This is a genomic window from Uliginosibacterium silvisoli (genome assembly GCF_036017035.1).
GTDB classification, from domain to species: Bacteria; Pseudomonadota; Gammaproteobacteria; order Burkholderiales; family Rhodocyclaceae; genus Viridibacterium; species Viridibacterium silvisoli.
Genome location: NZ_JAYXHS010000001.1, coordinates 1,236,547 through 1,260,894 on the forward strand (window position 1 = coordinate 1,236,547; position 24,348 = coordinate 1,260,894).

Here is a 24,348-nt window from a genome sequence, read left to right on the forward strand (position 1 = left end):
TCAGGCCGACAGGAAGCGGTTGCGGCCAGCGCCCTTGGCGGTATAAAGCGCCTTGTCGGCACGGGCCAGGCATTCGCCGAGGGCCTCGTTGTCATGCTTCTGCGCGATGCCGCCGCTGATGGTGATGGTCAGCGCGTGGCCGCGCACTTCGACGGGGGCTGCTGAAAAAGCTTCACGCAAACGCTCTGCCGCGGCGATGGCCATCGGTAGCTCGGTGAGCGGCAGCAGCACGATGAATTCCTCCCCACCCCAGCGACAGGGCAGGTCTTCGCTGCGCAGATGGGTCTTGAGGCGGTTTGCAACTTCTTGCAGGACCAGGTCGCCGATGGCGTGGCCGTGCTCGTCATTGACGTGCTTGAAGTGATCGATGTCGAAGAGGATCAGCGCCAGCGGACTGCCATGACGGTTGGCAATGCTCACGAGGCGCTCGCTTTCCTGCAGGAAGTGGCGCCGGTTCGGCAAGCCGGTCAGTTCGTCTTCGAGCGCCAGGCGCGCCAGTTTGGCCTCTGCCACCTTCCAGCGCGTGATGTCGAGATGGGCCACGACGATCAGCGGCCTGCCATCCATGTCATTGCAGGGCCGCTTGCTGACGAGACGGAAGCGCGCCTCGCCGGTGAGAGGCACGATGTGACGTTGCTCCTTGTCGAATGTTTCTCCATTCAGAACGGCAGCATCTTCGCTGGCGACGTCCTTCGACAATTCGGGATTGAGTGCCACGGCCGTCGCGAGCTTGCCGACGATGGCCTCCGGCCTGTGGCTGCGGTCGCGTGCGTAAGCCTCATTGACCATCACCAGCCGGCCTTCGCCATCCTTGATGTAGAACGGGTCGGGGATGACGTCCAGCACGCGCTGGATGAAATCCTGGTTGCGCTGGCGCAGCAGCTTTTCGCGCTCGAGTGCCTGTTGCAACTCGCGTTCGGCCTGGCGCCATTGCGTCGTGTCGAAGCGCGCGCACACGATGACGGAATTGCCTTCCGCGTCCGTGCAGTGGCCCTTGGCAATGACACTGAAACGCTCGCGGGCGGTGGCCTCCTCGCTGACGCATTCTTCCTTGTAGATCTGCTCGCCAGCCAGCACCCGGGCATCTTCCTCGAGCGTCAGGCGGCTGCGTTCCGGATCGGGCATCTGGTCGACAGAGCGGGTGCCAACCACTGCCTCGCAAGGTTGCCCCCAGCGTTCGGCCTGCGCGCGGTTCACGATGATGACGCGACTGTCCGCATCCTTGACGTAGATGGGCATGGGCACCACGTCGAGCAGGCGCTGGATGAATTGCCGTGTGGCCTCATGCTGTTCCTGCTCGTTGCTGAGGCGTGCCGCCAGATGGACGGCGGAACTCTCCCGTGTGCTACTGCGGTGGCGTAGTACGACGAGGGGCAAGGTGGCGGAGAGGATGCCAAGCGGCAGGGCGATCCAGACATTTCCGGTGAGCAACCACGCCCCTGCGCCGGGCACCAGCCCCGCAAGGGAAAAAAGCATGTCTGCCAGCCAGAATCGCACCGTGTCTCCTTCTTGTTGTCATGCATAGTCTAACGGCATGACCGGAAACACGCTTGATTGAGGAGTGCGGCGCGTCACGGGGAATTGCGTCGAAGGCGGGACGAAGTCACATGTGCCCGGTGCCAGTGTCGCTGCGAGCGCCCTTGACGCAATGCGGCAGTGCTCAGAAAGACGAACCCGGCCCTTGCAGGAACAGGATTTCCTCGGCCGTCGAGGCTCGCCCGAGTATTGCGTTACGGTGAGGGAAACGGCCGAAGCGTTCGATGATGGTGCGGTGCTGCCGCGCGAAATCGAGATAGCCTGCAAAGTCCTCGCGTTGCGCGGGCGGCAAAGCGTCGCACAGGTCGGCATAGCGTGCGACGGCCTCGTGCTGCTCGTCCAGCGACTCCGCATGCTCGAGCGGCAGATAGAAGAACACCCGCTCTATCGGGCGTAGCCGCCTGTCATCTCCCGCCTGCAGGCCTGCCTTGCACCACGCTCGCGCCTGCTCGTCGAAAGCAAAAGATTGCGGCGTGCCGCGATGGATATTGCGCGAGAACTGGTCGCACAGCAGGATCAGCGCCAGGCGCCCGCGCGGCTTGCCCAGCCAGTCATCCAGCGCACCTGCTGCGGCCAGTGGCAGGAAAGACGCGAAACGTTCGCGCATCAGCTGGTCCGTCGCTCCATCCTTGGCCCACCACAGCGCGGATTTTTCCTTGGCGACGAGGGCATCGTCGACGCTACTCCCAAACCAGAAATCGAGAATGCTGTCCGTGGTTTCCATTGTCATGTCCTCGTCCCGCGCGCGAGCTGACTTGCGGCTTCAGTCGCAGCCGCAGGCGGCGGCACTCGATGCGCTGCTGGGATCTTCCGAGGTCGGATGACCGTCGCGCTTCCACCAGTCGAGTCCGCCCATCAGCTCCTTCACCTTGAAACCGAGTTTCGTCATGTTTAGCGCGCCCTTTGTCGAGGCATTGCAGCCAATGCCGTCGCAATAGGTGACGACCGTCGACGACTTGTCGAGGCCTGCAGTCGTCTCGCCATCCATCTGGCGATGCGGGAGGTTGATGGCGCCAGGGATGTGCCCTGCCGCGAAAGCCGCGGGTGAACGCGCGTCGATGACGACGAGCTTCTCGCCGCGTTCGAGCGCTACTTTCAGGTCCCACGCGTCGATCTCGAAAGCCAGCTTGTCCGAATAGTGTTTGAGTTGTGCTTCCATGGGGGCAGTAACCTGAAAGTAAAAGGGCTGATGTGAGGGGCGCCTGCAAGGGCCGCTATGCTGCTGGCTTGAACGTCGCCTCGCAAGCTTCCCGCAATCTGTCCGGGCTCAGCCTGTCCAGCCTGGCGTCCACCTGAACGGCGGTTCTGGCGTAAATGTCCGAGGCGCGAATCATCTCCAGGATTTCCGGCGACGGGTTGTTCATCGCCCGGAACAGGACTGCGCGATAGGCGTCAGCCTTGTCGGGATTCAGCACGACGCAGCGCTTGAGCAGCGAATCGATCGGGCCGATCATGGACACCGCCTTGACGCACTCCGCCGAGGCGTCACATGCATCGGCCGCAGTCGCTGCGATGGATGTGCAACATGCAATTGCAATGGCGATACAGCGAATGGCATTCCTGCGCATGGGCTCTCCGGCGGGACTCCTGCGTTATCCGACGTCAAGCAGATATCGGGGTGGGAGTCAGATCTTAGCGAGGCATGTCACGCGCTACAAGCGTGGCATGAACCGATGATCCAGATGGCATTTGCCGTCTGGAGAAGCTTTTCGACCTGCCGTGCAGGAATATCAGGCGACGGCGACCGGGCGCTTCTTGAACAGGCTGGAAGCCGCGCTGGCCTTGCCGACCTGTACGGCGATGTCGAGCAGCACCGGGCCGAGCGACTCCATGCGTTGCGATGTAAGCCGCACGTTGGGGCCGGCCACCGTGATGACGCCGATGGCGCTGCCGTCCGCCGCCAGTACCGGGGCGGCCATGGCCGACATGCCGGGCGCGAACATCTCGTTGATCATGCTGAGGCCACGCTGACGTGCCGCACGCACGAGGATCATGACGGCCTTGATCGACGTCGGTGCACGCGGGCCGTACTCGGCCGCGCTGGCGATGCCGGCCCTCGCGATACGCGCCATGGCCTCGTCGTCGGTGAAGCTCGACAGCCAGGCATGGCCCGCTGCGCTGCATGACAGCGGTACCGACATGCCCATGTCTGCGTCATAGCGCAGGCCGCTCTTGGCGCCCTGCGCGCGCGCTACGAAGACCAGCGCCTCGCCATCGACCACGCCCAGTCGCACCAGTTCGCCGGACGCCGCCGCGAGCTGGTCGAGCAGTGGCTGGGCAACGTCGACGATGCCGGACTTGCTGAGGAAAGACAGGCCCATCGACACCAGCTTGACGCTCAGCACGTAGAAGCCGCTGTGCGCGTCCTGCCGCACGTAGCCGCAGCGCTGCAACTCCGCCAGCAGGCGGTGGCTGGCGCTGAGGGGGATCTGCAGGTCTGTTGCCAGCGTCGAGATCGGGCTGCCATCGGGCCGCTCCGCCAGGTATTCCAGCACGCTGAAGGCGCGCTCCAGTGCTCCGCTCATGTCTGCCTCAAGTACCGCATAGGGGTTTCCCGAGCTTGAATCATACCCCTCGGATGGAACATATTTCAAAACTGGAAAACATTTCCACTTTTTACTATCTTGCTGATGTGCCATGTCGCCGACCGGGGTTGTCGCCGGCCGTTCCAACCAAAACAGGAGACTTCACCCGTGAAAACCTTTCTTCGTTCGCTGCTTTTTACCAGCGCTGCTGTCAGCCTCGCTGCGGTCATCAGCACACCCGTCTGGGCGCAGCAGGAGCGCGTCATCCGCTTTGGCCATCTGAACAACACCGATCACCCGGTGAGCATGGGTGTGAAGCGCTTTACCGAAGTGCTGGCGGCGAAAAGCGGCGGCAAGATGAAGGTGCAGGAGTTCCCCGCCTCGCAACTGGGCAATGAGTTGCAGCAGCAGTCCGCCTTGCAGGGCGGCGTGCAGCAGATGTCGGCGCCGGCTACGACCTCGCTGGCAGGCATCGTCAAGGAGTTCGGCCTGATCGACTTCCCCTTCTCGGTGACTTCGTTCGCGCAGGCCGACGCTTTGCTCGATGGCCCCCTGGGCCAGAACCTTATTTCGAGACTGCCCGAGAAAGGCCTCGTGGCGCTTGGCTACTGGGACCTCGGTTTCCGCAACGTCACCAACAGCAAACGCGCCATCACCAGGGCTGAAGACATGGATGGCCTGAAGATCCGCGTGATTCCCAACCCGGTCTTCATCGATACCTTCAAGGCATTCAAGGCCAACCCCTTGCCCATGCCCTTCACCGAGCTCTACCCGGCACTGGAGTCGAAAGCGGTCGACGGACAGGAGAACCCGTTTGCCGTGATCCTCTCCAACAAGTTCTTCGAGGTGCAGAAGTTCGTCAGCGCCACCAACCATGTCTATGCCGCCAACATCATCCTCGTCAGCAGGAAGTTCTGGGATGAGCTGACGCCGACGGAGCAGAAGTGGATGCAGGAGGCCGCTGACGAAAGCCGCGCCTACCAGCGGCAGGTGAGTCGCGCGGCTGCGCAGAAAGCAGTTGCCGATCTCAAGGCCGCCGGCATGCAGTACAACGACATCAGCCCGGCCGAACTCGGACGCATGCGCCAGATCGCCCAGCCCGTGACCGAACGCTTCGCCGCGCAATACGACCCGGCCGTCGTCAAGCTGTATCGCGACGAACTCGCCCGCATCAGCAAGCAGTGAGCGGAGCAGACATGAAGATTCTCGTATTGCACGGCCCCAACCTCAACCTGTTCGGCCGTCGCGAGCCGCACATCTATGGCACCACCACGCTGACCGAAATCAACGCCCGCCTCGCGGCACTGGCGGCGGAGCTGGGCGCCGAGCTGGAGTTGATCCAGTCGAACCATGAAGGCGTCTTGCTCGATTTCCTGCATGCCCACATCGACGACGCTCACGGCGCCTTGATCAATCCGGCGGGGCTGACCCAGCATGGCGTGCCCCTGCACGACGCCATCAAGGCCATGCCCTTTCCGGTCATCGAGGTGCACATGTCCAACATTGCGGCGCGCGAGGAGTGGCGTTCGCACTCCATCATCTCGCCCGCAGTAAAGGGTACGGTGCAGGGGCTGGGGCCGCACTCCTACTACGCAGCCTTCCGCGCCCTGGTCGACATGTTGCGCACCTGAACCTGTCGCAAAGCGCCGCCCTGCAGCTTCGGCCTGCGGCGCGGCGTGCCCAGGCGGACTCCCTGTGCTGCTGGCTTGTATCGCCCCTTGTGATCTGCCAGCATGCTCCGGCCATCGTTCTCGCAAGCGCTCACTTCTGGCACCGGTTTCCGGCACTGTTGACGCGCAGCGAGCCCGCACTCCGGAGAGAAGCATGTCATTCGTCGCGCGCGCTGCACTCACCTGTCTGTTGATCACGCTGCAACTGCCTGGCGCGTTTGCGCGCGATGAGCCTGCAGCAAGCCTTGCCACGGAGCTGCTTCCCTTTTCCTCAGACGAAGGCCTGGCCCGCCTGACGCGCTCGATGGCGCGCGTAGATTTTCCGGCGCTGGCCAACCAGTTCGAAGCGCAATCGAACGCGGCATTCTGCGGCCCGACCTCGGCGGCAATCGTGCTCAATGCCGTGCGTGGCCGCAGCGCCGACCTGCCGCGCGACCGGACGCGACTGAACGCCGCTGACCTTCAGTACTTTCCCCCCAGCATCGACCTTGTCATGCCGCGCTTCACGCAGGATAACGTCATCTTCCGCGGCAAGAAGACGCGTGCGCAGGTACTGGGCGAGCTCGTCACGATCAACGGCAGGCAGGTCCGGGATGTCGGCTATCAGGTACGCCAGCTCGACGAGATGCTCAAGGCAAATGGTCTCGCCACGCGGCTCGTTATCGTCGATGACGGCAAGGCTGAGCAGGACATCCGCAACGAGCTGATCGACAACCTCAAGCGACGCGGCGACTACGTCATCGTTGCCTACCAGCGTGCCGCCGTCGGCCAGCAAGGCAGCGGCCACATCTCGCCACTGGGTGCCTACGATGCAGACTCGGATTCGTTTCTCGTCATGGACGTCAATCCCGCCAGCGCGGGTTGGGTGTGGATGCCGGCCACAACCCTCATCAAGGGCATGCGCACGTTCGACACGGTCGAGAATCGCGGCTACATACTCATCGAGCCGTGACAGGATGGGCCGCCCTGCCTGTTGGTCTGCTGAACTGAGCGGGAGCTGCCCGGCATAATCCTGTTCGTTGTCGAGGCAAGGCTGGCGTTCCAGTGCTTGATCACGGGGTTAACATGAAATTGCTGCCGCATCCCTCACACGCGCGGACGACGCTCAAGGCCATTCTTGCGCTCTTTGGGCTCGACGCTGTCGTGCTCTGCGCCGGGCTCTACTTCGGAGATGGGTCGCGCGAGTCCACTACAGACCTCTTTTTCGCCGTGGCTTTCATCGTGCTTGGCTTGATGGCCATGGCCCTGCTCGTGCTGCGGGCCTACCTCTGCAGATGCCCGCAATGCGGCGTCTGGCTCAGCTACCAGCCGAAACCCGTGAACCCCGAGGCACCGCGCAAGTTCGTCTGCAAGTTCTGCCGGGTGGTCTGGGACTCGAAGGTCCGCATGACGCTGGGCGGCTAGGCCATCGCCCCGCGGTGGCCCGTCCGCAATTTATTTCCAGATCATCAACCCCGTTTTCCGTTCTGCCTCGTTTCAGTCACACGCCACCCGGGAAATGCCCGGTGCGAAGCTGAAACAAACCCGAACGGAGAACCCGCCATGAAGAAGATATCCATCGCCGCGCTGTTGATCCGCCTGCTTGCCGCCATCGGGCTGGCCGCGGGCCTGGCTGCCTGCGGCAGCATCAAGCAGGAGGACGCAGGCGCGCAGCAGGTGACGCCGCCTGTAGAGCAGACAACCACGATCCCGGTGGACGCGTCCCGGGTGCCTGAAGCGGTGACAAACGTGCAGCCGTCGGCCAGCCCGGTACGCACTGACGCCGTCAAGCCCGCCGCTCCCGCTCCCGCTCCCGCACCGGCCCTTGCCGATGCACGACGCATGGCAAAGGAAAGCGAGCGTGCCGGCATGCAGGCGAAGATCGCTGCTGCGCCGATGCCGTTCTCACCGCATGGCTACGAGCCGCAACCCCAGGAGCGCGAGAAGTACAAGGCGCTCAGCGATAACCCGGTGCACCTTGCCGCAGAAACGCCGGTATCGACCTTCAGCATCGACGTGGATACAGGTAGCTACAGCAATGTGCGGCGCTTCCTGAATCAGGGGCGTCTGCCGCCGAGCGATGCCGTGCGCGTCGAGGAGCTGGTGAACTACTTTCCGTATGACTACGCCTTGCCGCAAGACGGTCGCCCCTTCGCCGTTCATACCGAGCTGTCGGCTGCACCGTGGAGTGCCGACAAGGTGCTGATGCGCATCGGCATCAAGGGGCAGGACATTGCCAAGCAGAACCTGCCGCCAGCCAACCTCGTGTTCCTCGTCGATGTGTCAGGCTCGATGAACAGCAATGACAAGCTGCCGCTGCTGAGGTCTTCGCTGAAGCTGCTCGTGAACGAAATGAGTGAACAGCGGCGCGAACAGGACCACATCACGCTGGTGACCTATGCGGGCACCACGGCCGTCACGCTGCCACCCACTTCGCTGAAGGAGCGCGGTCGCATCCTCGCGGCGATCGACGGGCTCAATGCCAACGGCAGTACCAATGGCGCCAGCGGTATCGCGCTGGCTTACCAGATGGCGCAACAGGGCTTCATCAAGGGCGGCATCAACCGCATCCTGCTGGCGACCGATGGAGACTTCAACGTTGGCATCACCAGCTTCGAGCAACTGAAGAACATGGTCGAGGAGAAGCGCAAGTCGGGCGTGTCGCTGTCGACGCTGGGTTTCGGCACCGGCAACTACAACGAGCAGTTGATGGAGCAACTGGCCGACGCCGGTGATGGTGCCTACTCGTACATCGACAATCTCATGGAAGGCCACAAGGTACTCGTCAACGAGATGACTTCGTCATTGGCGACGATTGCCCGCGACGTGAAGATCCAGGTCGAGTTCAACCCGGCGACGGTGAAGGAGTATCGCCTCGTCGGTTACGAGAACCGTTTGCTGGCGCGTGAAGACTTCAACAATGACAAGGTGGATGCCGGCGACATTGGAGCGGGCCATACGGTGACGGCCTTGTATGAACTCACGCTCAACGGCCAGCAAGGTCTCGTCGATCCCTTGCGCTACGGTGTATCGGGCGCTGCTGCGGCAGTGGCCGACCGCAAGGCTGTGGGCATCCCCGGCGAACTGGCGCACATCAAGCTGCGCTACAAGCAGCCTGATCTGCAGACCAGTACCCTGATGGATACGGTCGTGCGTCGCGATGCAGTGCGCCCGCTGAAGGAGGCCAGCAATGAATTCCGCTTCGCCACCGCTGTTGCCGGCTACGGTCAGCTGTTGCGCGGCGGCAAGTATGCGGGCCAGTGGTCTTACGCCGATGCGCGCACGCTGGCAGCAAGCAGCATCGGTGCAGACCGCTACGGCTATCGCGGCGAGTTCCTGCGTCTGGTCGATCTGGCGCAAGCGCTGAGCACGAGGACAGTGGCAGCGAGAGAGTGAGGACGCAGGTCGGAAAAGCGCAGCGCCTTCCGACGCGGCGGGGCACGGCCCACGTCAGGAATGTGGGAAGGTGCCTGCGGCTTTTCCGACCGACAGTCCGGCCGGCCGCAGAACAGGCCCCCGCTTTATACTTGCTGCATGAATGAGGACCTGAGCCAGATTCCCGATGAGGACCTGATGGTGCTGGTGGCCAATGGCGTGATCGAGCGCCCGGCCACCGAACTGTTCCGTCGTCATAACCGCGCACTGTTCAACTTCGTTGCCTGGTTGTGCCAGGGCAACACGGCCGAGGCGGAGGACGTGACGCAGAAGGCCTGGGTAAAGCTGATGACGCGCTGTGCGGACTACAGCCCGCAATCGGCCTTCCGCACCTTCCTGTTCCAGATCGCACGCAATACCTGGCTCGACGTGAAAAAGAGTGCCTTCGAGCAGGGCAAGGACGCGATTGACGAGACGCATCTGCAACTGCCTGCCGAAGACCTTTCGCCCGACGCGGAACTGATCTTGCGACAGAACCTGCAGAGCGTGCACAAGGCGCTCCTCAGTCTGCCCGCCGTGCAACGCGAAGTCGTTGCCCTGCGTTTCTTCAGCGACATGAGCCTGGAAGAAATCGCCCATACCGTCGGCGAGGGTTTCGAGACGGTGAAAAGTCGCCTGCGCTATGCCTTTGCGCGTTTGCGGCAAGAGCTGGAGGCACAGGCGTGAGCGCGCAGCAGGCGGATTCCGCATTCGAGCGTTTCATCGCGGGCGAAGACAGGCTCGCAGCCTTGCTGCGCACCCTGCCTGTGTACGAAGCTCCGCCTGCGATGGCCGCGCGCCTTGCCGGGCTTGCGCGCGTCGCCCAGGAGGCATACCCGGCTGTGCCGCAAGTTGCGCCCGCTGCCCTACCGATGTTCGAGCCGCCAGCCAGTCTCGAAGTGAGTTTCCTCGCCGAAGCCGCACGCATCCAGGCGGCACAGCAACCACGGCATGACGCAGTCATCGAACAGATCCAGTCCGGCAGAACCGCAGCCGAGGTGCTTGGCCACGACGTGACGGCCGGCACTGCCGCCTGGCTGGAGAGTCGCCCGCAACGCATTGCCGACAAGGCGACCGATTCGCGCAAGGCAGCGCAGCAGGAAACGCACAGGTGGTGGCAACGCATCGGTCTTGTCATGGCTTCGGTGGCTGTCGGCGTGATCGCCACCAACCTGTGGCTGGCGCAGCGCGCCGAGCGACCCGAGACGATCAACGCTGCCATGAACGATGCGGCGAAGCGCGCAGCGCCCCTTGCCGAAGCTTCGGCAGCCAAGGCCTCGCAACCGACGACGATAGCGCTGCAGGTCGATCCGATAGCGCGGGTGTCGGGGCTTGGCCGCGCGCCCGCCGTGTCCGCTGCGGGCGATGCAAGGGAAAGCGTCGTGCAACGCGTGCGCGAGCAAACGGCCGAAGCCCGACGCGTCGCCGGCGAGGCCGAGCTCGCCGACAGCGCCGCCACGGAAGCAGGCGCGAGCGACAGGGCACGACAAGATGCCGTGCAGGAGCGCATGCGCGAACAGGAGCAGAAACTCGAACGACGCGCCGACACACAGGCCTTCGCCAAGGCTGCGGCTATCGCCGAAGAGCGCCCCGCCGCCGCCCCGCCTGCGGCGCCAGCTCCCGCAGCGGCCATCGCCCCGCAGGAGCGCATGGCAAGCACGCCGCAGCCCGCCCGTCAGGCACCTCGCCTGGCCGCAGCGCCAGCACCGGCTCCGGCTCCGGCTCCAGCCATGGAGCCTGCAGCCGCAGCCCCTGCGCCCGTGGCCTCCGCCGCCAAGCCCGCAGACGACCGCAGCAGCAGTCCGTTACTGCTGTCCCGCAGTGTCTCGCCGCCGCTGGCGGCCGCCCGGTGGCGCGCAAAAGGGCTCGCGCGCGCACCGCGCATCTTCTCCGCCACGCCGCAATCCGAGGCCGTGCGCGACTGGGCCGAGCGCTTCCGTCTGGCCCTGCCCAGCGAAGAGCGGCCTGCGCAGCTCACGGTCGAGCGCAACGACAACCTGCGTGCGGATTCCCTGTTGCTGGAGTGATTGCCTGCGCGTGGCGGGAGCCACAGGCGCAGCTTCTCGCTGTCGACGGTGATTGCTACGGAGAGGCGCCACAGCCTGCGTCGGCGATTTGCCAGAAGCATACGAACCCCCGACGTCCTGCATGCTGATGCTGGGGGCTGCGGGGCTGTTCTGCCGTGCTGAAAGGCGGGTGGCGCGTCAGGCTGCCGAGACGGCCAGCTGCTCGGGTGTGATGCGTGTGGGATGCTGGGGCGCGGGTGTCGGCTGAGGCGGCGCATTGCGGCGCGCGTGGCTCCACGCTGCGCGCAGCAGGGCCGGTGGGCTGCTCTCTTCGGGCGTGAGTAGCAGACCTTTACGGCGTACCGTCTCCCCGTGCGCGACGTTGCCCGTGGCGACGGTGAGCGGTACCGCGAGAATCAGGGGTACGAAAACCGGTAGCAGCCAGCCGATTGCCATCGGGTTGGCCAACAGGGTCAGCAAGGCCCATTCGAGCGTCAGCAGCGTGTGTCCCAGGAACCAGTTGTTGGCCTCGCGGAAACTCACGGCACGTGCTTCGCGTGGTGGTGACAGCCAGTCCACGCGCCAGCCGGTCAGCGCGGCCAGCACGAAGCAGGTGTGCGCGAACATGCGGATCGGCGCTTTCAGGATGGATAGCGAAGCCTCCAGCATGGCGCTCAGGCACAGCTTCTTCGCACCGCCGAACAGCCTCTGTTCCCCGCGCAGCAGGATGACCGAGACACCCAGTGCGCGCGGCAGCATCAGCATGAGCGCCGTGCACAGCCACAGACCTGCGAACACGTCGGGCATTGCACCGTCGGGAAAGTCGACGCCGGGCGTACCGAACAACCAGTACAGCGTGCCAGTCAGCAGGTAGGCGAACCACAGCGGTGCCGACAGGTAGGCCATCGCCCCGGTCAGGAACATGGCGCGATGCACGGGCGCAATGCCGGGCTCTGCGACGAGGCGCGCGTTGAGCAGGTTGCCCTGGCACCAGCGGCGGTCGCGCTCCAGCTCCGCGATGAGATTCGGAGGTACCTGCTCGTAGCTGCCTTCCACGTCCGGGACGACCCAGACCTCGTAGCCGGCACGTCGCATCAAGGCTGCCTCGACGAAGTCGTGCGACAGGATTTCTCCGGACAGTGGCCCCTTGCCGGGCAGGGGGGCAAGCGCGCAATGCTTCATGAACGGCTCGACGCGCAGGATGGCGTTGTGGCCCCAGTAGTGCGATTCGCCCAGCTGCCAGTACTGCATGCCGGCGGTGAACAGCGGGCCGGTGATGCGCGAGGCGAACTGTTGCGCGCGTGCGTGCAGGGTCTGGTGGCCGCAGGCGCGCGGCGCGGTCTGGATGATGCCTGCCTGCGGGTGGGTCTCCATCAGGCGCACGAGATTGATGAAGCTCTCGCCGCTCATCACGCTGTCTGCATCCAGCACCAGCATGTAGCGATAGTTACGTCCCCAGCGGCGGCAGAAGTCGGCAAGGTTGCCGGCCTTGCGCTTGCCGGGCCGCTTGCGCACGCGATAGAACACGCGGCCATGTGATGCGCCGCCGCTATCGCCAAGCGCCTCACGCAAGCCTAGCCAGGCGCGGTACTCCTCTGCCTGTAGCGCTTCGTCCCGCGTGTCGGAGAGTACGTAGAAGTCGAACAGCGACAACGCGCCCGTTGCCGCCAGCGATTCACAGGTGGCGCGCAGCCCGGCGAAAACCGTGGCGACATGTTCATTGCATATCGGCATGACGATGGCGGTACGCGCGCTGCTCTCCAGCGGCGTGCGTGGCAGGTCGCGTGCGGAGAGGCTGTGGCGATCGCCGCGCAGGGTGACGACGAAGCCCATGATGGCCGACCAGAAGCCGGCAGAAACCCATGAGAAGAGCAGGCTGAAGAGTGCCAGCTGCAGGCCCGACAGTATCGGGCTGGTCTCGAAGGGCAGGGCGCCAGCCATCAGGCTGCCGGCCGCCAGCGTGCACGATGCAACCAGCATGACCAGTGCGATGCGCCGCCGGTGGGCGGCATGCTGCCAGCTGGCGTGGTGCTGCGGGGGCGGTGCCGTGCGATAGCCGCCGAGCATGCGTAGCAGGCCTCGCGTGAGCCCGTGCCAGGGGTGCGCGATCATCGAGCCGCGATTTACCGGCGGCACGCTCGGATCGGTGGCCAGCAGGCGCAATACGTCGTGTGACGCGAGGCGCGCAGCGCTGGATTCTAGCGGGGCGGTATGACGTTGCTCCATGTCTCGGTCAAAGTGTCGTTGCGATGTTTCAGATAGGCACGCAGCTCGGCAGGCTTCGTCGGGTCCGTGCGCTGTATGCGCATGGCGAGGCGCCAGCCGCCGGTAACTTCGTTGTGAAAGACGGTGCGTTCGACGATCTGCGCGTTGGAGACGGCGCTGACGACGGCTTCGACCGGTGCGTTCGCTGGCAGTGCAGCAAAAGCCGGTCCCGCGAAGTCCACGACGTAGCGTTCGTCCTTGTCGGCCTGCTTCGTGTAGCCACCACCGCCGGATCGCGACTGCACGGTCCAGCCATTCGGCGGCCGTTGTTCCTTTGCAGATTGCATACGGATGCGCCACGTCAGGTCGAGTGGCTTGCCGGGGGTGGGCGCTGTCTGGGGTACCCAGTAGGCGACGATGTTGTCATTGGTCTCGTCGGGCGTCGGCAGCTGCATCAGTTCCACGCGCCCCGGCCCCCAGTTGCCGACCGGCTCGACCCACGCACTCGGGCGCAGGTCGTAGCGGGCTTCGAGGTCTTCGTAGTTGGAGAAGGCGCGGTCGCGCTGCATCAGGCCGAACCCTCCCAGCGTTTTCATGCTGAACGAGGTGGTGAGGGGCGCTTGCGGGTTTATCAGCGGGCGCCAGATCCATTCGCCATCGCCGGTCTGGACCGACAGGCCGTCCGAGTCGTGCACCTCCGGGCGGAAGTTGGTGCTGCCCGGTTGGCTCGTGCTCAGCGGCTGATTCTCGCCGTACTGGTACATGCTCGTCAGCGGGGCAATGCCCAGCGTGGCGACAGGCTTGCGCAGGAACAGGCGGGCCTGCACTTCCATCATCGTCTCGTTGCCCGGCGTCATGACGATGCGATAGGCGCCGCTGACGCTGGGTGAGTCGAGGAGCGCGTACAGGGTCAGGCTTTTTGCATCACTCGCCGGACGTTCGATCCAGAACTCCTTGAAGCGCGGAAACTCTTCGCCCTTGCCGCCGACGGTGTCGATGGCCAGGCCGCGTGCAGACAGGCCATAGCGCTGGCCATTGCCGAGGGCACGGAAATAGCTCGCGCCGAGGAAGACGGAGAGCTCGTCCTTGTACGCTGCATTGTTCAGCGGGTAATGGACGCGGAAGCCGGCAAAGCCGACATCTCCCCAGCTGTCCTCTTCACGCGGCGTGAGACCCGTGACCGGGCCGTAATCGAATGTCTTGCGATCGAAGCGGATCGGGTGAGCGCCCTTCTCGTCGACCTCGTTGATGTGCACGGGTGCCGTGAAGAATCCACCCACATGGAAGAACATCACTTCGAACGGCAGTTTGCGATCACGCCACAGGGCCTTGTCGGGCCGGAAGCGGATATCGCGATACTGGTCGTAGTCGAGTTGCTTCAGTCTGTCGGGGATCTTGCCCTCGTCGCTGCGCCAGGATTCTGCGGCGAGCTTCTGCGCGCGCGCTGCGACATCGTCGAAGCTGAATGCCTGGCTCAGGGACGGCACGAGGGCCGTGGCCAGGATGGCCAATGCGAGTGGAAGTCGTGCCCGATGGCGGGCCTTGTGGCGGGAGTCTCTCGTCACGAGCTTGTCTGCGTATCCAGAAAATTTTGAAAAACCTGCTGCGTACTTGCAACAACGTTCGTCCTGACTTGCCCGGCCGACGTCGCTGTTTCACGACGCTGGCGACGCTTACTGCATGGCCAGAAGCTGATGGCGACCCGCATAGGCGGCCAGTTCGACGTTGTTACGCAGACCCAGTTTCTCGAAAATGCGCGCGCGGTACGTGCTGATGGTGTTGGCCGACAGCGACAGTTGCTGGGCGATTCCCGAGACACTTTCGCCCTGTGCTAGCAATTGCAGTACCTGAAACTCGCGATTGGATAGTGTCTCGTGCGGCGCGCGCGTGCGATTGCCGCGAATGTCCTGCGCCATGAGCTCGGCGATGGCCGGTGTGACGTGGGTGCCACCGGCGGCGGCGCGCTCGATGGCGCTGAAGAGTTCTTCGGGGGCGCAGCCCTTGTTGAGATAGGCATTGGCACCACTGCGGATGGCGCGCAGCGCGAACTGGCTCTCCGGATATACCGACAGCATGATCACGCCGAGCTGCGGGAATTCGTGGCGGATGCTGCCCAGCACGTCGATGCCATCGCGCTCGCCCAGTGCGATATCGAGCAGCACGACGTCTACGGTTGTGCTGCGCAAGACGCGCAAGGCGGTGGCGCCATCGGCCGCCTCGCCGGCAATGTGCAGGCGTGGATTCTCGCCAAGGATCTGGATCAGACCGCGGCGGATGATCATGTGGTCGTCCACGATCAGGAGGCGGATCGCGCCGCGCAGGTCCTTGCTCATTTCGCGGGCCTTTCCGCTGCCTGCGCGACCGGCTGCTCCGGCAGCGTGAAATCATGCGCGCACTCCTGCTGTGTCAGCACGTTGTGCAGCCGCAGGGTGACCGTCGTGCCCGCACCGGGCGTACTGTCGATATGCAGGACACCATCGAGTGCTCGGGCGCGCTCCTGCATGCCGAGCAGGCCGAAGCTGTTGGCCTGTGCAGGGACCTGCATGCCGCGGCCATCGTCACGGATGGCGATCAGCAGATCGCGCCCCTCGCTCTGCACGCCCAGTTCGACGCTGCCTGCGGCGGCATGCCGCGACACATTGGTGAGCACCTCCTGCGCGATGCGATACACGGCGATCTCTGCATCGCGGCCGAGCCGGCAGCGCTCCAGCGCGGCAGCACAGTCGTAGCGGCACTGCACGCCACTGCGCGCCTGGAAGTCCTGCAGCAGCCATTCCAGCGCCGCCCACAGGCCGAGGTGGTCGAGCACGCCGGGGCGCAGATCGGTGAGGATGCGGCGCACGGCGCCCATGGCGGTCTGCGTGACCTCAACCATGGTTTCGAGCTTGGGCTGCAAGGCGGGCTCGTCGGCCAGGCGTCGCTGCAACCAGTTCAGCTCGAGCTGGAGGGCCGTCAACGAGGCGCCGAGTTCGTCGTGGATGTCACGCGCTACGCTGCGGCGCTCTTCCTCGCGCACGCTGTTGAGGTGGGACGAGAGGCGTTGCAGCGCGACGTGCGATTGACGCAATTCCTCGTTGGCTGCGGACAGGTCGGCCGTGCGTTGCGCCACGCGCCGTTCCAGCTCGATGTGCGCTTGCTGGTGGGTCTGTTCCAGCGCGCGCTCAGCCTGTTTGCGCCTGCTGATGTCGTTGAAGGTCACGACGGCGCCGACGACCTTGTCGCCCTCGCGGATCGGGTAGCTGGCGTACTCGGCGTCGAAAGCGGTGCCGTCGCGCCGCCACAGCACCTCGTCGTCGACGCGCACGCCTTCGCCTTGCTGGAAGGCGCGGAAGATACGGCAGTCATGCACGGGCATGAGGCGCGAATCTGCATGCGAATGGTGCATCAGGTAATGCATGTTGCGGCCAAGCACCTCATCAGGGCTGAAGCCGATCATCTGCGCACCGGCCTGGTTGATGAAGATGCAGCGACCTCGCAGGTCGATGCCGTAGATGCCCTCACCGGCGGACTCCAGCAGCAACTCCAGTTGCCGCCGCCAGGCGTGGTGATGTGAGAGCTGGTGCAGGTCGCTGAACATGGGCTGTTCAAGCAAGGGCGATGCCGAGGGCTACCTGTCTTGTTGCCTGTGACGGCCGGAGCTCAGGGGTGTCGCGGCAGCAGCATCGTGCGCCGTGCCCACAGCGTGCGTAGCGCTGATGACAGGGGATGTTCGACGTAGCGATTGAGGATGATGGCAACGCCGCAGCTCAGGGCCACGCTCACCAGCAGGAGAAGGTCCGGGTGGCGCAGGCCGAGAGAGGTCAGCGTGGCCTGCATCAGACCGAACAGGACCATATGCGAGAGATAGAGCGGGTAGGAGAGTTCGCCCAGCAGGCTCCAGTATTTTCCTGCGCTGATGTGGCCGGACAGCTCGCCGGACGCCAGGCCGAGGATGATCATGGCCGAGGCGAGGCCATACAGGACGACCTTGGAGAAATCACTGCCACTGAATGAGCGAGTGCTTTCAACAATCCCGAGGGCAAGGAACAGGACGAGGCCCGTGGTGGCAATTGCCCGCCAGGCGCGGATCTCCCGCCGCGTGACCAGCCACGCGACGCAGATACCGAAAACGAACAACAGGTTGTACTTCGAGGTCAGGGCCAGAAAGCTGTCCTGAATGAGGCTGCCCGGGACGGGGCGGGCAACGGTCAGGCTGAAGATGTTCAAGGCCAGCCATAGTCCCACGACGCCGAAACCCGCCTTCCGGCTGACGATGAAGACGCCGAATACACCGTAGAAGAGCATCTCCTGAACCAGCGTCCAGGAGGGACCAAGCATTGGAAACCCTTGCTGGGGAATCAGCAGCAGGCTCTTGATGAAGTAGTCCCACGCGAATTCGTGCTTCAGCACTGCTTTCGCCGCCACGAAAATCATGACGAAGAGGAATAGCGGATAGATCCGCGTGACGCGCTTCCAGACGTAGTGCGCCAGTCGATGGGGCGAGTCGACGTCCGCGGAGTGGACGAAATAGATGATGAATCCGCTCAGGACGAAGAAGAAATCGACGCCCGCGCTACCGAACTCGAAGAGTCCCCAGAACGGCGCGTACGTGTTGTGGGAGATGGTTTGCTGGAAGTGGTACACGGTGACCAGCAAGGCGGCGATGCCGCGGCCGGCTTCAAGACTCTGGATTTTCGCCCTGCGAACTTGCCCCGTCCGATTGTGCCCCGTCATCTCGCCCCCGCACAGCGCTGCTCATCTCCTGGTCAGGCCGGCGTCCACAAAGCATCTGTTTGCGCGAGGGCCCTGCTGTCACGCCTGGCGCCGCTGCGAACCCCTCGCATGCGCGCTGTGCTGGTATTAAAGCCCATTCAGCCGGCAAGCGATAGACGCATGCTTGCGGGATAAGCAGGGTGCTGCGCGCGAGGGGGATGCAGTTGCTGAGGGCTTGTCGAGGTGCTGGAGGCAAGAGCGAATGCGCCCCCGGTACCCGTTCAGGTCAGCAAGGCCTGCTTTACGGCGTCGACGACGCTTCTCCAGTCGCCAGGCTCCGGTTGTCGGAACAGTCGCATCGTTGGATACCAGTCGCTGCGTTCGCCTGCGCGGCCCCAGCGCCAGTCCGGCCCGGCGGGCAGCAGCAGCCAGACTGGCTTGCCGAGCGCGCCAGCGAGATGGGCGACGGCGGTGTCCACGCTGATCACGAGATCCAGCTGCTCGATTACCGCGGCCGTCTCGGAAAAATCACTCAACATGTCCAGTAACGGGATGATGCCGTCGCGGCATTGGCGCTCGAGCTGATCCATGCCGCCGGGGGCGAGTTGCAGGGACAGCGCTGTGCGGCCATTGCGCTGGGCCAGCATGTCCAGCATGAGCTCCGTGGGTAACGAGCGTCGCGCGTCGACCGAGTTGCCTGCATTGCCTGCCCAGACGACGCCGACTGTGGGCCGCCCTTGAGTCCAGCCGCTGACCTGCTGCTGCCAATGCGCCGTACGGGCAGGTGCGCGCAGATAGGCGAGCTCGTCGGCAGCCTGCGGCGCGTTCAGGCCGAGCAGCAGGGGCAATGACATCAGCGGGCACCACAGGTCGTAGCTGTCTGCCGCAGGCGCAGCTTCGGTCACGACATCGAGACCGCGCACGCTGCTGAACAGGGCGCCAAGGCCTGGCGAGACCCAGGCGAGTACCCGACTGGCACCGCGGGCATGCAGCTGAGGAGCGAAACGGATGAACTGGATCTGGTCCCCAAAGCCCTGCTCGCGGACCAGCAGGAGGCGACGCCCGGCGAGTGGCTCGCCCTGCCACTGAAGTCCGGCAGCGAGGCCGGGGAAACTCACGCGATCGTGGGCGACGATGTTGCTGGCATAGCGCGACTCGTAGAGTGGTAGGCCATCGGCGTAGCGGCCTTGAGCCATGAGCGCGATACCGAGGTTGGCGATGTTGCGCGGCAAGGCCGCATCCAGCGCCAGCGCATGGCGGAAGCTCTCTTCCGCGCCTGGAGCGTCACCACAGTAGAGCCGCGTCAGTCCCTGGTATTGCACGGCAAGCAGATGGTCGGGCTGCGCTGCCAGCCACGCGTCGACAAGCCGGCGTGCTGCCAGGACATCGCCCTGCCGCAACAATTGCTGGACCTGCGCTTCCTCCATGCCTTGCTCCGCTTCGTACGAGAGCGGCTAGGTTACGCGGCCGGGCCGTGTGGCGCCAGCGTGCGCGCCGCACACAAAGCAATGCCACCTGTCTGCGCGCTTTCATTGCGCGTCGATCAGGTGGCATCGAAGGTCCGGCAGGCTCGCCCGTTCAAGCTTTGAGGCTCGATGACGGGCGACGGTATTTCAATAGGCTGACTGCTTCTCCGATTCGGAGAGAGGCTCCGCCTCCTTCGGCTTGATCAGCCCAAGCTTGTGCTGTAACCAGTCGAACGACAGGTACAGCGACGGCGTGATGTAGAGCGTGATCAGCTGCGAGAAGATCAGGCCGCCAACGATGGCCACGCCCATTGGCTGGCGCAACTCGGCACCGGCGCCGAGCCCCAGCGCGATCGGCAAGGCGCCCATGACGGCCGCCAGCGTGGTCATCATGATTGGCCGGAAGCGCAGGCGGCAGGATTCGACGATGGCTTCCGCTGGCGTGCGGCCCCGCTCGCGCTCGGCCTCCAGCGCGAAGTCGATCATCATGATGGCGTTCTTCTTCACGATACCGATCAGCAGCAGGATGCCGATCATGGCGATGAAGGTCAGCTCGAGCCCGACGATCTGCAGCGACAGCAGCGCGCCGACGGCTGCCGACGGGATACCCGCGAGGATGGTCACCGGGTGTATCCAGCTTTCATACAGCATGCCGAGCACCACGTAGATGACGGCGATGGCCACCAGGATCAGCCACAGCTGGCTGGTCTGCGAACTCTGATAGACCGCGGCATCTCCGGCAAACGCGCCGAAGATGTTCGACGGCATGTTCAGCGAGTCCTTCAGGCTCTGCACTTCTTCGACGGCCTGCGACAGCGTGACGCCATCGGCAAGGTTGAAGGACAGTGTGACGGCAGCAATCTGGCCTTGATGGTTCACCGAGTTGTTGGCGGCGATACGCTCGACGTGTGCAAACGACGAGATCGGGATGAGCTGGCCGGTCTTCGTGCGCAGCTTCAGGAACTCCAGCCCCGACTCGTCGGCGCGGTAGTTGTCGGCCCACTGCATGATGACGGGATAGTTGTCTTCCGCGGCATAGATGGTTGCAACCTGACGCTCACCGAAGGCGTTGTTGAGCACGGTGCGCATGTTCGCCATGTCGACACCCAGCGACAGCGCCTTGTCCTTGTCGACCACCAGCTTGGCCTGCAAGCCGCGGCGCTCGGCGTCGCTGTTGATGTCCTTGAGCAGCGATGATTCGCGCAGCTTGCGCTGCAGCCGATCGGCCCAGTCTGCGACCGTCGCGTAGTCGACGGCCTGCAGGGTGTACTGGAAGCGGCTATTGGCCTGGCGTCCGCCAAGGCGCAGATTCTGGATCGCCGAATAGGAGACCTGGGCACCCGGTACGGAGGCCGTATCGCGGCGCAGGCTTTCCAGCACCTTCTGCATCGATGGGCGCTCGCTGCGCGGCTTCAGGGTGATGAAGATGAAGCCGCGGTTGCCGTTGCCGGAGTTCGCCACGACGTCGCTGACATAGGGATTGGCGCGGATCTTCGTATCCAGCTGGACCAGCAGCTCGCGCATGGCAGGCCACGACATGTCCTGCGCGGCCTGCACGGGAGCGCGGATCTGGCCGATGTCTTCTTCAGGGAAGAAGCCCTTGGGCATGATCATGTAGAGCCACACCGTTGCCACGCAGGTCGCCAGCGCCAGTGCGAGCATCATCCAGCGGCGCGTGAGCGTCCATGCCAGGCTGCTCGTATAGGTGTTCAGGACACGGTCGAAGCCGCGCTCGAACCAGCGACTCCAGGCCGGGACGACATGATCTTCCGGCTCGTGCTTGATGAAGCGTGCCGCCAGCATCGGGATGATGGTCAGCGCGGCGGCGGCCGATACGGCGATGGCCAGCGTCACGACCACGGCGAATTCATGGAACAACAGGCCGACAGTGCCCGGCATGAAGAAGATGGGGATGAACACCGCGACCAGCGAGATGGAGATGGAAACCACCGTGAAGGCCACTTCGCGCACACCGGTGATGGCGGCCGAAAATGGCTCCATGCCTTCTTCGACATGGCGCACGATGTTCTCGAGTACCACGATGGCGTCATCCACCACCAGACCGATGGCGATGGTCAGACCCATCAAGGAGATGTTGTCGAGGCTGTAGCCGGTCCACAGCATCAGGCCGAAGGTGCCAAGCAGCGAGGCAGGCAGCGAGACCGATGGAATCAAGGTCGCCGGCAGGCGGCGCAGGAACATCAGGATGACCATCATCACCAGGCCGATGGTCAGCAGCATGGTCAGGTTGACGTCGTGGATCGACTCGCGGATCGAGATCGAGCGGTCGTTGAGGATGTCGATCTGCACCGAGGCCGGTAGTTGCTCCTGCAGGCGCGGCAGGGCTTCACGCACCGCATCCACCACGGCCACCGTGTTGGCGTTCGGCTGGCGCAAGACCTGCAGATTGATGCCGCGCTGGCCGTTGGTCCAGCTCGAGCTGCGGATGTTCTCGACGCTGTCTTCGACGTTGGCGACATCGCTGAGGCGCACCGACTGGCCGTTCTTGGTGGCCACGATCAGGCTGGCGAACGCGGCGGCATTGGTCAGCTGGTCATTGGTGCTCAGCACCAGGGTCTGGCGCGTGCCTTGCAGGGTGCCGATGGGTGTATTCGCGTTGGCGTTCCCCAGCGCTGTCGCCAGCTCGGTGATCGACAGGTCGCGCGCAGCCAGCTTGCCCGGATCGACGTTGATGCGCACGGCATATCGTTTCTGGCCGTTGATGGTGACCTGCGCGACGCCGGGCAGCGTGGCCAGGCTGGGCGAGATCAGGTTGTCGGCAAAGCTGTTGAGCTGGTCGAGCGACAGCGAAGGCGAGTTGAGCGTGATGAACAGGATCGGGTCATCGGCCGGATTGACCTTGCGATAACTCGGCGGATTGGTCATGTCGCGCGGCAGCTGGCGATTGGCGCGCAACAGTGCCGCCTGCACGTCGATGGCGGCGACGTTGATATCAATCGCGGGGTCGAACTCCAGCGTGATCGAGGTGCTGCCCAGCGTGCTGCTCGAGGTCTGGACGCGCAGGCCGGCAATCGTCGAGAACTGGCGCTCGAGGACCGTTGCGACCGATGAGGCCATCGTTTCCGGGCTGGCGCCCGGTAGATTCGCCGAGACGTTGATGGTGGGCTGGTTGAAAGACGGCAGCGCGGAGATCGGCAGCTTGAACCAGGCGGCAAAGCCCGCGATCATGATGGCGATCCACAGCAGCGTGGTGCCGACCGGCCGGCGGATGCACAGTTCGGAGAAGCTCATGCTCATTGTGTGCCGGCTCCTGCAGCCTTGCGTTCGCGCCAGCGCTGGATGATCTCGGCACGGCGCGTGTCATCCATCTGTGCCCAGGCTTCCGGATCACGCGGCGTGAAGCCTTCCGGCAACTTGTCGTTGGCCGCAACCGTAGCGGCGCCAGTCTTGCCGGCAGGCTTGTCCTTGCCTGCTTCCTTGACTGGAGCCTTCGCGGACTCCTTGCCGGCGTCCTGCCAGCGCTTGTCGCCGTTGGCGGCTGGTGCGCTCTCCCCGCCAGCCTGTGGTGCGGACTGATCGCCATTGCGACGACCGCCTCCGCGGCGTCCACCGCCCTTGCCGTCGTCGCTCTTGACCTCTTGCACCTTGCCACCGGGGCGCAGGTTCTGGCCGCCTTCAAGGACAACCTTGACGCCCGGGCCGATGCCCTTGAGCACGGCCTTCTCATCGATGATGCGCACCAGATCGACGGGCTGGGCGGCAACGGTCTCGTCTTCCTTCACCACATACACCAGTCGGCCATTCGGCCCGTTGACGATGGCTTGCGATGGCAGGACGACAGCATCCTTCACTTCGCCCGCGACGATTTTCACCGTCACGTACTGGCCGGGCCACACGCGGCGCTCGTCATTCTCCAGCTTGGCTTTGACCAGGATGGTGCCCGAGGTGCGGTCTACAGCACTGTCGATGAAGGTCACTTCACCCTTCAAGCGATGACTCGTATCCAGATCGACACTGACTTTCATCGGCCCCTGGCGCTGGCCGGCCAGGAGGATGGGTAGATCACGTTCAGGCAGCGCGAAGGTCACGCCAATGGGATTCATGCGTGTGATCTTCACCATCGCCGTCGAGGTGGCATTGGAGGTCACGAGGCTGCCCGGGCGTACGCCGATCACGCCGGCACGGCCATCGAAAGGCGCGCGGATATACGTATAGGAGAGGCTCACGCGGGCCTGCTCGACGGCGGCCTTGTTCTGCGACAGCAGCGCATTGGCTGCGTCCAGCTTGTCGCGGGACGCATCGACTGCCGCGGTCGACGCGAAATTGCGTTCTGCCAGATCCTTGGAGCGCGCCAGATCGCGTTCTGCCGCCGAGACCAGCGCGGCGGTACCCAGTACGGTGGCCTCCAGGCGGGCCACATTGGCGACGTCATCGCGATCGTCCAGCGTGAACATCAGCTGGCCACGCTTGAGCTCGTCACCTTCCTTGAAGTGGATCTGTTTGACGGTGCCGTTTTTCTGCGGCCGGATCTCGAGATCATCCAGCGCGATCACGTTGCCTTGCGCTTCAAGCGAGAGGGTGACCGACTCCAGGCGCGTGGTGGTCACGCTTACGGCTGTCGGGCGGTTGCCGCGGCCGGCATTGCCTCCTGCAGCAGCCTTGTCGGCCTTGGGAGCAGATTGCTCGGCCGTGGCGCTGCCGGCTGGCGCGTCTTTCTTGCCGCAGGCGGCAAGCGCCATCACACAGAGGGCAAGGGCCAAAGAGGGAACTGCAGTACGAGCAACGGAACGAAACGACATAAGAAATAAACCGCTGCCACGTTGCCGCGACGGCGCCACAGATTGATCAACCCCGATGTTTTGAGAAAGCCCCGAACTCAGACCGGGGCGCGCCA

The 24,348-nt window shown here is 64.3% G+C and carries 20 protein-coding genes; 7 read left to right on the forward strand and 13 right to left on the reverse strand.

Going from position 1 to position 24,348, the window contains the following annotated elements; genetic code table 11:
- The 5 genes from VVD49_RS05725 to VVD49_RS05745 form a co-directional block, all read right to left on the reverse strand.
- Positions 1 to 1,476: a sensor domain-containing diguanylate cyclase gene (locus tag VVD49_RS05725; protein ID WP_327598172.1), complete on the reverse strand. Its 1,476-nt coding sequence runs from the start codon at positions 1,474 to 1,476 to the stop codon at positions 1 to 3.
- 184 nt (positions 1,477 to 1,660) lie between these two features.
- Positions 1,661 to 2,266 carry a DUF924 family protein gene (locus tag VVD49_RS05730; protein WP_327598173.1) on the reverse strand — a complete coding sequence of 202 codons (606 nt, stop codon included), beginning with the start codon at positions 2,264 to 2,266 and terminating at the stop codon, positions 1,661 to 1,663.
- 33 nt (positions 2,267 to 2,299) lie between these two features.
- A complete protein-coding gene (locus VVD49_RS05735; protein WP_327598174.1) occupies positions 2,300 to 2,695 on the reverse strand; it encodes a rhodanese-like domain-containing protein in 396 nt (131 codons plus the stop codon).
- Positions 2,696 to 2,750: 55 nt separating this feature from the next.
- Positions 2,751 to 3,104: a hypothetical protein gene (locus VVD49_RS05740; RefSeq protein WP_327598175.1), complete on the reverse strand. Its 354-nt coding sequence runs from the start codon at positions 3,102 to 3,104 to the stop codon at positions 2,751 to 2,753.
- A gap of 162 nt (positions 3,105 to 3,266) precedes the next feature.
- Complete coding sequence (locus tag VVD49_RS05745) at positions 3,267 to 4,061, reverse strand: IclR family transcriptional regulator (RefSeq protein WP_327598176.1); 795 nt, start codon at positions 4,059 to 4,061, stop codon at positions 3,267 to 3,269.
- A 168-nt stretch (positions 4,062 to 4,229) separates the two neighbouring features.
- On the opposite strand from VVD49_RS05745, the gene VVD49_RS05750 reads away from it, so the two are divergent.
- From VVD49_RS05750 to VVD49_RS05780, 7 genes are all read left to right on the forward strand, one after another.
- Positions 4,230 to 5,246: a TRAP transporter substrate-binding protein gene (locus VVD49_RS05750; RefSeq protein ID WP_327598177.1), complete on the forward strand. Its 1,017-nt coding sequence runs from the start codon at positions 4,230 to 4,232 to the stop codon at positions 5,244 to 5,246.
- 11 nt (positions 5,247 to 5,257) lie between these two features.
- Positions 5,258 to 5,692, forward strand: coding sequence for a type II 3-dehydroquinate dehydratase (locus tag VVD49_RS05755; RefSeq protein WP_327598178.1), 435 nt, complete (start codon positions 5,258 to 5,260; stop codon positions 5,690 to 5,692).
- Positions 5,693 to 5,885: 193 nt separating this feature from the next.
- Positions 5,886 to 6,683, forward strand: a complete 798-nt coding sequence (locus VVD49_RS05760) for a phytochelatin synthase family protein (protein WP_327598179.1) — start codon at positions 5,886 to 5,888, stop codon at positions 6,681 to 6,683.
- A 113-nt stretch (positions 6,684 to 6,796) separates the two neighbouring features.
- Entirely contained in the window at positions 6,797 to 7,135 is a 339-nt protein-coding gene (locus VVD49_RS05765) for a hypothetical protein (RefSeq protein ID WP_327598180.1), read from the forward strand.
- Between the two features lie 138 nt (positions 7,136 to 7,273).
- Entirely contained in the window at positions 7,274 to 9,106 is a 1,833-nt protein-coding gene (locus VVD49_RS05770) for a vWA domain-containing protein (protein ID WP_327598181.1), read from the forward strand.
- 138 nt (positions 9,107 to 9,244) lie between these two features.
- The gene (locus VVD49_RS05775) at positions 9,245 to 9,811 is read left to right on the forward strand and encodes a sigma-70 family RNA polymerase sigma factor (RefSeq protein WP_327598182.1); all 567 of its coding nucleotides are present in this window, start codon (positions 9,245 to 9,247) and stop codon (positions 9,809 to 9,811) included.
- Positions 9,808 to 11,151 carry a hypothetical protein gene (locus tag VVD49_RS05780; protein WP_327598183.1) on the forward strand — a complete coding sequence of 448 codons (1,344 nt, stop codon included), beginning with the start codon at positions 9,808 to 9,810 and terminating at the stop codon, positions 11,149 to 11,151. The genes VVD49_RS05775 and VVD49_RS05780 overlap by 4 nt, the downstream gene beginning before the upstream one ends.
- A 177-nt stretch (positions 11,152 to 11,328) precedes the next feature.
- Here the strand turns inward: VVD49_RS05780 and mdoH are convergent, their stop codons facing one another.
- From mdoH to VVD49_RS05820, 8 genes are all read right to left on the reverse strand, one after another.
- Positions 11,329 to 13,356, reverse strand: coding sequence for a glucans biosynthesis glucosyltransferase MdoH (mdoH, locus tag VVD49_RS05785; RefSeq protein WP_327598184.1), 2,028 nt, complete (start codon positions 13,354 to 13,356; stop codon positions 11,329 to 11,331).
- Positions 13,329 to 14,900: a glucan biosynthesis protein G gene (locus VVD49_RS05790; protein ID WP_327598185.1), complete on the reverse strand. Its 1,572-nt coding sequence runs from the start codon at positions 14,898 to 14,900 to the stop codon at positions 13,329 to 13,331. The genes mdoH and VVD49_RS05790 overlap by 28 nt, the downstream gene beginning before the upstream one ends.
- A gap of 108 nt (positions 14,901 to 15,008) precedes the next feature.
- Positions 15,009 to 15,668, reverse strand: a complete 660-nt coding sequence (locus VVD49_RS05795) for a response regulator transcription factor (protein WP_327598186.1) — start codon at positions 15,666 to 15,668, stop codon at positions 15,009 to 15,011.
- Positions 15,665 to 16,912: a sensor histidine kinase gene (locus tag VVD49_RS05800; protein WP_327598187.1), complete on the reverse strand. Its 1,248-nt coding sequence runs from the start codon at positions 16,910 to 16,912 to the stop codon at positions 15,665 to 15,667. The genes VVD49_RS05795 and VVD49_RS05800 overlap by 4 nt, the downstream gene beginning before the upstream one ends.
- Before the next feature lie 62 nt (positions 16,913 to 16,974).
- Positions 16,975 to 18,048 carry an acyltransferase family protein gene (locus tag VVD49_RS05805; RefSeq protein WP_327598188.1) on the reverse strand — a complete coding sequence of 358 codons (1,074 nt, stop codon included), beginning with the start codon at positions 18,046 to 18,048 and terminating at the stop codon, positions 16,975 to 16,977.
- Between the two features lie 260 nt (positions 18,049 to 18,308).
- Entirely contained in the window at positions 18,309 to 19,454 is a 1,146-nt protein-coding gene (locus VVD49_RS05810) for a glycosyltransferase family 9 protein (RefSeq protein ID WP_327598189.1), read from the reverse strand.
- A 186-nt stretch (positions 19,455 to 19,640) separates the two neighbouring features.
- Entirely contained in the window at positions 19,641 to 22,751 is a 3,111-nt protein-coding gene (locus VVD49_RS05815) for an efflux RND transporter permease subunit (RefSeq protein ID WP_327598190.1), read from the reverse strand.
- Positions 22,748 to 24,214 carry an efflux RND transporter periplasmic adaptor subunit gene (locus VVD49_RS05820; protein ID WP_327598191.1) on the reverse strand — a complete coding sequence of 489 codons (1,467 nt, stop codon included), beginning with the start codon at positions 24,212 to 24,214 and terminating at the stop codon, positions 22,748 to 22,750. Before VVD49_RS05820 ends, VVD49_RS05815 begins: the two co-directional genes overlap by 4 nt.
- Positions 24,215 to 24,348 lie beyond the last annotated feature (134 nt).